The sequence below is a fragment of the Streptomyces aurantiacus genome (assembly GCF_001418335.1).
Taxonomy (GTDB): domain Bacteria; phylum Actinomycetota; class Actinomycetes; order Streptomycetales; family Streptomycetaceae; genus Streptomyces; species Streptomyces aurantiacus.
In genome coordinates, this window is record NZ_LIPP01000258.1 from 41,761 (window position 1) to 49,777 (window position 8,017).

General features: G+C 71.2%; 8 protein-coding genes. 6 read left to right on the top strand and 2 right to left on the bottom strand.

Annotation, left to right across the window (positions count from 1 at the left end; translation table 11 throughout):
• Window positions 1–20: 20 nt before the first annotated feature.
• Window positions 21–1,469 carry a PP2C family protein-serine/threonine phosphatase gene (locus AOK01_RS29825; protein WP_079103866.1) on the top strand — a complete coding sequence of 483 codons (1,449 nt, stop codon included), beginning with the start codon at window positions 21–23 and terminating at the stop codon, window positions 1,467–1,469.
• Window positions 1,470–1,602: 133 nt separating this feature from the next.
• Complete coding sequence (locus AOK01_RS29830; RefSeq protein WP_055517112.1) at window positions 1,603–3,090, top strand: aminopeptidase P family protein; 1,488 nt, start codon at window positions 1,603–1,605, stop codon at window positions 3,088–3,090.
• Window positions 3,091–3,230: 140 nt separating this feature from the next.
• On the opposite strand, the gene AOK01_RS29835 is transcribed toward AOK01_RS29830, so the two are convergent.
• Both AOK01_RS29835 and AOK01_RS29840 read right to left on the bottom strand, forming a co-directional pair.
• Entirely contained in the window at window positions 3,231–4,124 is an 894-nt protein-coding gene (locus tag AOK01_RS29835) for a triphosphoribosyl-dephospho-CoA synthase (RefSeq protein WP_079103867.1), read from the bottom strand.
• Between the two features lie 82 nt (window positions 4,125–4,206).
• Window positions 4,207–4,662: an ATP-binding protein gene (locus AOK01_RS29840; protein WP_055517114.1), complete on the bottom strand. Its 456-nt coding sequence runs from the start codon at window positions 4,660–4,662 to the stop codon at window positions 4,207–4,209.
• Between the two features lie 224 nt (window positions 4,663–4,886).
• Between AOK01_RS29840 and AOK01_RS29845 the strand changes: the two genes are divergently transcribed.
• The 4 genes from AOK01_RS29845 to AOK01_RS29860 all read left to right on the top strand — a co-directional run.
• Window positions 4,887–5,717 carry a hypothetical protein gene (locus tag AOK01_RS29845; RefSeq protein WP_055517116.1) on the top strand — a complete coding sequence of 277 codons (831 nt, stop codon included), beginning with the start codon at window positions 4,887–4,889 and terminating at the stop codon, window positions 5,715–5,717.
• Window positions 5,718–5,860: 143 nt separating this feature from the next.
• Window positions 5,861–6,616: a YcnI family copper-binding membrane protein gene (locus tag AOK01_RS29850; protein WP_055517117.1), complete on the top strand. Its 756-nt coding sequence runs from the start codon at window positions 5,861–5,863 to the stop codon at window positions 6,614–6,616.
• Between the two features lie 217 nt (window positions 6,617–6,833).
• Window positions 6,834–7,508 carry an SCO family protein gene (locus AOK01_RS29855; RefSeq protein WP_055517119.1) on the top strand — a complete coding sequence of 225 codons (675 nt, stop codon included), beginning with the start codon at window positions 6,834–6,836 and terminating at the stop codon, window positions 7,506–7,508.
• On the top strand, window positions 7,505–8,017 hold a 513-nt coding region (locus tag AOK01_RS29860; protein WP_063792886.1), incomplete at its 3' end, for a copper chaperone PCu(A)C. The genes AOK01_RS29855 and AOK01_RS29860, both read left to right, overlap by 4 nt.

Sequence of the window (8,017 nt, forward strand, 5' to 3'; positions counted from 1 at the left end):
CTGCTGCGGCGCAGAATGACATGGGGGTTTGCGATGCTATCGAGCAATACGCACCGGTCGGAAAGCCGGACGCCATGAACGCCCCTCACCTCCCGAAAGTGGCTGGAATCGATTCCACGGTTCCGTCACCCACACACACTGTCGCGCCGACACGTGCCACCACGGGTTCCACGCCGGCCGCTTCTTCACACGCCCCCGGCGCCGTTCTCCAGGACAGACTCGCAGGCTGGGTCTCCGATCTCACCACCCTGCACGAACTCACCGAGCGGCTGGCACGCACCACCTCACTGACGGACGCACTCCAGGAAGTACTGCGCGCCGGAGCCGCCCTCGTCGGCGCCCGCCGCGGTCTCCTGGTGCTGGAACCGGGCGACGGCCTCGGCCCGGACACGACGATCGGCCTGGGACTCGCCCGAGCCGATCTCGGGCACATCGAGACGGTCCCGCGCAGCTCCATGTCGTACGGCAGGATCCTCGACGGACTTCCCGGGGGCGAGGGTGAGATCGCCCGGCCCGACCTGCTCTCCGAGGACGAGCTCGATCCGCGGCACCGCGAGGTGGCCGCCCGGCTGGGCTACGCCGCCAGTTACGCCCTGCCGTTGTCCGCCGAGTCGGCGGGCCGCATGGGCGCCGCCGTGTGGCTGTACGACGAGCCCGCCGAGCCGGTCGAGCGCCAGCGCCATCTGATCGGTCTCTACACGGGGTACGCGGCCGAGCACCTGGCCCGCCAAGTGGAACTGGAGCGCACGCGCGCGTGCATGACGATCATCTCGGAGGAACTGCTCCCCTCCCGGCTGCCCCGCGTCTCCGGGGTCCAGCTCGCCGCCCGGCACCGCACGGGACCGCGCGGCGGCGGCGACTGGTACGACGCGCTGCCGCTGCCCGACGCCGCGCTCGGCCTCGCCGTCGGCTCCGTCACCGGGTCGGGCCCCAGCGCCGTCGCCGCGATGGGCCGGCTGAGGGCCTCCCTGCGGGCGTACGCGGTGATGGAGGGCGAGGACCCGGTCGCCGTCCTGTCCGACCTCGAACTGCTGCTGCGGCTCACCGAACCGGCCCGCTCCGCCACCGCCCTCTTCGCGTACTGCGAGCCCGCTCTGCGCAAGATCACGCTGGCCGGGGCCGGGCACAGCCCGCCACTGGTGATCGGCGAGCGGCGCACCGAGTACGTGGAGACGTCGCTCTCCGCGCCCCTGGGGATGCTCGCCTGCTGGGAAGCACCCAGCGTGGAGTTCCAGGCGGAGGCCTCGGAGACGGTTCTGCTCTACACGGACGGGCTGCTGCACCGTACCGGCGACCCCATGGACCGGGCCTTCACGCGGCTGCACGCGGCCGCCGCGAGCGTGCCCAGGGCGCTGCGCGCGGACCCGGGCGCCGTCGCCGACCACGTCCTGCGAAGCATGCTGCCGGACGGCCTCGACGACCCGGACAGCGAGGAGGACGTGGTGCTCCTCGCGGCCCGCTTCGAGTGAGCCACGCGCCCTACGGCCGATGAACCGCGCGCCTTACGGCCGAGCCGCACGCCATCAGGCCTTCCGGCCCTGGGCGTCCTTCCGTACGACCGTACGATGGAGGGCGTCCAAAGTCGTATCGAGGAGGCAGATCGTGTCGGAGGCGCTCAATCCGGAGACCCCGGAAGCCGTGCTTGACGATGCCGCCGACCAGGCGGACGAAGAAAAGCCCATCAAGCAGCGCAAGAACAGCCTGTACCCGGGCGTGTCGGACGAACTGGCCGAGAGCATGAAGTCCGGCTGGGCCGATACGGCACTGCACGGTCTGGAGCCGATCACGCAGGCCGCGCACACCGCCGCCCGCCGTGCCGCGCTCTCCGCACGCTTCCCGGGCGAGCGCCTCGTCGTCCCCGCGGGGAACCTGAAGACCCGTTCGAACGACACGGAGTACCCCTTCCGTGCCTCCGTCGAGTACGCGTACCTGACCGGCAACCTCACCGAGGACGGCGTCCTGGTGCTTGAGCCGGCCGCGGACGGCCACCGGGCCACGATCTACCTGCTGCCGCGCTCCGACCGGGAGAACGGCGAGTTCTGGCTCTCCGGCCAGGGCGAGCTGTGGGTGGGCCGCCGCCACTCCCTGTCCGAGGCCGAGCAGTTGTACGGCATCCCCGCCTCGGACGTCCGCGAACTCACCGCCAAGCTGCGCGAGGCGACGGGACCCGTCCGGGTCGTACGCGGATACGACGCCGGTGTCGAGTCGGCGCTCACCGACAAGGTCACCGCCGAGCGCGACGCCGAACTGCGGGTCTTCCTCTCCGAGACGCGGCTGGTCAAGGACGAGTTCGAGACCGGCGAGCTGCAGAAGGCGGTCGACTCGACCGTGCGCGGCTTCGAGGACGTCGTACGGGTCCTGGACCGGGCCGAGGCGACCAGCGAGCGCTACATCGAGGGAACGTTCTTCCTGCGCGCGCGGGTCGAGGGCAACGACATCGGCTACGGCTCGATCTGCGCGGCGGGGCCGCACGCGTGCACGCTGCACTGGGTGCGCAACGACGGTCCGGTGCGCTCCGGGGAGCTGCTTCTGCTGGACGCGGGCGTGGAGACCCACACGCTCTACACGGCCGACGTCACGCGCACACTGCCGATCAACGGCACGTACACGGAGATCCAGAAGAAGATCTACGACGCCGTGTACGAGGCCCAGGAGGCCGGCATCGCCGCCGTGCGGCCGGGCGCCAAGTACCGGGACTTCCACGACGCCTCCCAGCGTGTGCTGGCCGAGAAGATCGTCGAGTGGGGTCTCGTCGAGGGCCCGGTCGAGCGGGTCCTGGAGCTGGGGCTGCAGCGCCGCTGGACGCTGCACGGCACCGGTCACATGCTCGGCCTGGACGTCCACGACTGCGCGACCGCGCGGACGGAGACGTACGTGGACGGCACGCTGGAGCCGGGCATGTGCCTGACCGTCGAGCCCGGGCTCTACTTCCAGGCGGACGACCTGACCGTGCCCCAGGAGTACCGGGGCATCGGCGTCCGCATCGAGGACGACATCCTCGTCACGGAGGACGGCAACCGGAACCTGTCGGCCGGGCTGCCCCGCCGGTCGGACGAGGTCGAGGCGTGGATGGCCGCGCTGAAAGGCTGACGCCGGCCTTGGCGGCTTCGCCTGCCTCGGCCACTTCGTCTGCCTCGTTCACTTCGTCTGCGGGTGATCTGTGGCTTGTCGCGCGGTTCCCCGTGCCCCTCAAGGTGACCTGTAGCTTGTCGCGCGCTTCCCCGCGCCCCTCAAAGGGCGCGGTGGGTGACGGCCCGTAACGGGAGCGAGTCCGCGAACAGGGCCCCCGCGAGCAGACCGCTGCTTCCGCGGGGGCTCCACGCGCGCGTGCGGAGGTCCGCGTCGAAGGCGGCCAGGGCCGCGCGGCCCGCCTCGGTGGACGTGCTGCCCGCCTCGATGACCGCGCGGGCGCCGGCCTGGACATGACGCAGGCCGTGCGGTCCCGCCGTGTACAGCAACTCCGTGTCCTGGAGCGTCGACATGACGGTCAGCAGGGCGTCGAGTCGCGCGTACGGCTCGGGGGCGCCCGCGGTACGGGCCGCGGCCAGTGTCCCCAACGCCCGGCGCATATGCGGGAATCCGGCCTTCGCCTCGCCCCGCGCACCGGCCGCGCCGTACGTCGCGGAGACCGACGAACCCCGGGAGGGCCGCCGTGGCGCCCGCCGGTCGGAGTGCGCCGCGATCCGCTTGGCGGTCGCCGCCAGGTCCCGTCCCGTGGCCCGGGGCTCCAGGGCCGCTGCGGCGACCAGCAGGCCGAGCACCCACAGCGCTCCGCGGTGCCCGCCGCCCGCCAGGGCCACCGAGTGCTCGGTGGAACGCCCGATCGCGCCGAGTTCCGCCCGGAGTTCGGGGGTCGCCGAGCCGGTGCGGCGGGCGGCGGCCGCCATCGCCGCGAGGCCCGGCTCCAGCGCCTTGGCCGACCAGCGCAGCGAACAGTGGTCCTCTCCGGCCACCCGGGCGCCGAGATCACGCGGGTCGGGCAGCCCCGGTTTGGGTGCCAGCGCCAACTGAACGGTGAGCGCGGTCACGGCGGCCCGCGCCAGCGTCTCGTCCGTCTCGTGCGTCCCGCCCGTCTCGTGCGCGCGGCGTCGCGTGCTGCTCGTTCCTTCGGCTGGTCCCGTCATGGCGGAAAAGCTAGGGAGACTGCCCGTCAGGAACCTGGGTGAAGGCTGTGAGCGCCCTGAGAATGCCGTCCTTGAGCGTGCCTCAGATGGCCAGCAGCGGCGTGCCCTCGCGCCACTTGAGGATCTTGTCGAAGCTGACCACGGCGCCGCCCCTGACGGAGCTGTTGCCGATGTGGACGTGGTCGGCGAGCTCCTGGATCAGACACAGCCCCCGGCCGTTCTCGGCGTCGGCGGGGGAGGGTCGCAGGGGTGCGCGCTCTCGCCCCGACGGGAACCCCGGGCCCGAGTCGGCCACTTCGATCCGGCACTTCTCGCCGTCCAGATAGGCCGTGACCCGGTAGGCCTCGGTCCGTTCCCCCTGAACGACATCGCCCCCGTGTTCGACAGCGTTGGCGCAGGCCTCGCTCAGCGCGACGGAAATGTCGTAGGAAATGTCGGGATCCACCCCCGCCGACTCCATCGTGCCGATCAGCAGGCGCCGGGCGAGCGGAACACTCGCCGCCTCACGCCGGAGATGGAGGGACCACCAGATGCTCATGCTCCAGCCTCCTGGCCGCGGCTCGACATACCGATACGTATTGCCGCGCGGGGCCGGATGTAAGCGTGCCCGTCACGTGATGCCGCCCATACGGGGGATGTACCGGAGCCATCTGCCGGTGTATGTGCGGGCGACTCGGCCCAGAAGGTGGTGTTCCGGACCCTACGTCATCTTGTGGACCTGCCGTATGGAGCGGGTAAGGCCAGTGCGATGATGACCCCGCCATGACTGCTCACCACCAGCGCGCCGCACGCACCGGAGGTGATCTCCGGGTCCTCAGGGCCGCGGTGTTCACCGCGGTCTGCGTCGTGCTGGCCGCGGCCGGTCATGCCATCGCCTCCTGCGCGACGGTTCCGCTGTGGTCGCTCGGCGCGGGATGCGTCGTCGTCTTCGCCGTCGCGGCACCGCTCGCCGGGCGCGAGCGTTCACTGCCGGGCATCGCCGTGCTCCTCGCGGCCGGCCAGACGGTGCTGCACATGCTCTTCGGACTCGGGCAGCACGGCACGGCCACCACCGCGTCCGCCGCGACCACGGGCGTGGACGCCTCACTCGTGGCCCGGGCCGCCCGGCTGGTGTGCGGCGCGTCCGTCGCGACACTCAGCCCCGCCCGGGCCCAGCGGATCCTCGCCGACGCACAACTCGGCACGGGCGGTGGCAGCGCTCACTCCCTGCACGAGCAGGGCGGCGCCATGTCGGCCGCCGTCGGAGCGCCCGCGTCGGTGCTGCCGTCGCTGCCGATGCTCCTCGCTCACGTGCTCGCCGCCGTCGGAGCCGGCTGGTTGCTGCGCCGCGGCGACATCGCCCTGCGGCGCCTTCTGCGGCTCTCGGCGCACGGAGTGGCGGAAGGGATGGCGGAAGGCGCGTTCGTCTCCCTGCGTGGAGCACTGGCGCTCGTACGCGCCCTGCTGGCGGGCCTGCCCGGCGCGACCCCGGCGGTGCCGGACGCACCGCGCGCGTGGGGATACGCGTCACCGGTCCCGCGTACGACCGCTCTTCAGCACTCGGTCGTCCGGCGCGGTCCGCCGGCCGGCGAGGCGTTTCTCCTCGCCGCCTGACACGACACACCACTTCGGACGTACCACTTCGTACGTACCACTCCAGGGGTGCCGTCGTGCGGCACGCGCGCGTGCCCGTTCCTTCACACGCGCAATCCCCAGTTCTTCACCGAACCAGTGCTGAAAGCGAAGTGTTTCCTGCCATGAAGGCTTCCCGTATCGCCGCGACCGGTGTCGTCGCCGCCTCCGCCGTCCTCGTACTGTCCGGCCCAGCGTTCGCGCACGTCAGCGTGCAGCCCGAGGGCACGGCCGCCAAGGGCGGTTACGCGACGGTCGACTTCAAGGTGCCGAACGAGCGCGACAAGGCCTCGACCACCAAGCTGGAGGTCAACTTCCCGGCCGACCACCCGCTCGCCTCGGTCATGCCGCAGCCCGTCGACGGCTGGAACGTCAAGGTCACCAAGGCCAAGCTCGACAAGCCGCTCGAACTGCACGGCGAGAAGATCAACGAAGCCATCACCAAGGTCACCTGGACCGCGGACGGCAAGGGCATCCAGCCCGGCTACTTCCAGAAGTTCCCGCTCTCCATCGGCGCGCTGCCCGAGGACACCGACGAACTGGTGTTCAAGGCGATCCAGACGTACTCCAACAACGAGGTCGTGCGCTGGATCGAGACCCAGAAGGACGGCGAGGAGGAGCCCGAGGCGCCGGCTCCGGTACTCGCGTTGTCCGCCGCCACCGACGACCACCACGGCTCCGCCGCGTCCGACGACGACGCCGCCGACGACACCGAGAAGAACGACGACGCGAAGGCCGCCGCCAGCACCTCGACCACCGAGGCCGCCTCCTCCGACAGCAGCGACACCACGGCCCGAGTACTGGGCGTCGTGGGCATCGTCGTCGGCGTGGCGGGCGTGGCGTTCGGCGTTCTCGCCGGCCGCCGGCGTACCAACGCGTAGGACCGACCTGCGCATGGGGCGCGGCACCGCCCTCCATTCGCCTGCCGGCCCCAGCAGACCCAGTCCGACCCGGTCCGACCCGACCCGGCGTCGGACGCCCCATCGAGATCCCCGGCCTGTCGTTTACCGGCCGGGGCTCCGGGCCCGAACCTCGGGCCCGTCGAACATCGGGCCCGTGCACCGGCAATCCGGTGCGGCGTCCCCGGGAGAATGCACTATGCGCAAGAAGACGTACGCCGTGGCCGCTCTGTTCGCCGCGGCCGCTCTGACCCTCACGGCCTGCGGCAGCGGTGACAGCGACAGTGGCAACGCTGTCGCCGACGTGTCCACCGAGGCCGGCTCGGACAAGGCCGCCACGGTCCTCGACAAGCCGTTCGAGAAGCCGGACCTCGTCCTCACCGACACCCACGGCAAGAAGTACGACCTCCGCGAGGCGACCAAGGGCAAGCCGACGCTGGTCTACTTCGGCTACACCAACTGCCCCGACGTCTGCCCCCTGACGATGAACAACATCGCCGTCGCCAAGAAGGAACTGGCCCAGGACAAGCAGGTGTCCCAGGCCCAGAAGGACTCGCTCCGCGTCGTGTTCGTCACGACCGACCCGGAGCGGGACACCTCCGCGGCGCTCGGCAAGTGGCTCAAGGGCATCGACCCGGACGTGGTCGGTCTGACCGGTTCCTTCGACACGATCCAGGCGGGTGCCCGGACGCTCGGCATCTCCATCGAGGCGCCGACGAAGGACAAGGACGGCAAGGTCATCTCCATGCACGGCACGCAGGTCATCGCCTTCTCCCCGAAGACCGACGGCGGTTACGTGCTGTACGGCGAGGACGCCACCGTCGACGACTACACCAAGGACCTCCCCGCGCTGATCAAGGGCGAGACACCGTGACCCGTCGTACGGCGTCCGCGGCGGCCCTCGCGCTGGCCGCCGCCCTGACCCTGGCGGGCTGCGGGGACTCGGACTCCGACGAGTCGGGGGACGGACTGTCGGTGGGCTCCGCCTACATGCCGCAGCCGGTCTCGGACTCCATGGCGGCCGGCTTCCTGGTCATCGCCAACGACGGCGGCACGGGCGACCGGCTGTCCTCCGTCACCAGCGACGTCGCCGGCGCGGTCACCATCCACACGACCGTCGGGCAGTCGATGGAGGAGGTGAAGGATTTCGACATCCCCGCCCACGGCAAGCTCGTCCTCAGGAGCGGTGGCAACCACCTCATGTTCGAGAAGCTGAAGCGCACACCGAAGGAAGGCGACACCGTGTCCCTTGAGCTGCGCTTCGCGAAGTCCGGGCCGATCAAGGTCGAGATGCCGGTGAAGTCCGCCACCTACCAGCCGACGACGACGAACGAGTCCTCCTCGGGATCGTCCTCGGGGGCAGGGTCGTCCTCGGGGTCGGGG

Coding starts and splice junctions, on each gene's coding strand:
- AOK01_RS29825 (WP_079103866.1), top strand. CDS start 21: ATGGGGGTTTGCGATGCTATCGAGCAATACGCACCGGTCGGAAAGCCG.
- AOK01_RS29835 (WP_079103867.1), bottom strand. CDS start 4,124: ATGACGGGACCAGCCGAAGGAACGAGCAGCACGCGACGCCGCGCGCAC.
- AOK01_RS29840 (WP_055517114.1), bottom strand. CDS start 4,662: ATGAGCATCTGGTGGTCCCTCCATCTCCGGCGTGAGGCGGCGAGTGTT.
- AOK01_RS29845 (WP_055517116.1), top strand. CDS start 4,887: ATGACTGCTCACCACCAGCGCGCCGCACGCACCGGAGGTGATCTCCGG.
- AOK01_RS29850 (WP_055517117.1), top strand. CDS start 5,861: ATGAAGGCTTCCCGTATCGCCGCGACCGGTGTCGTCGCCGCCTCCGCC.
- AOK01_RS29855 (WP_055517119.1), top strand. CDS start 6,834: ATGCGCAAGAAGACGTACGCCGTGGCCGCTCTGTTCGCCGCGGCCGCT.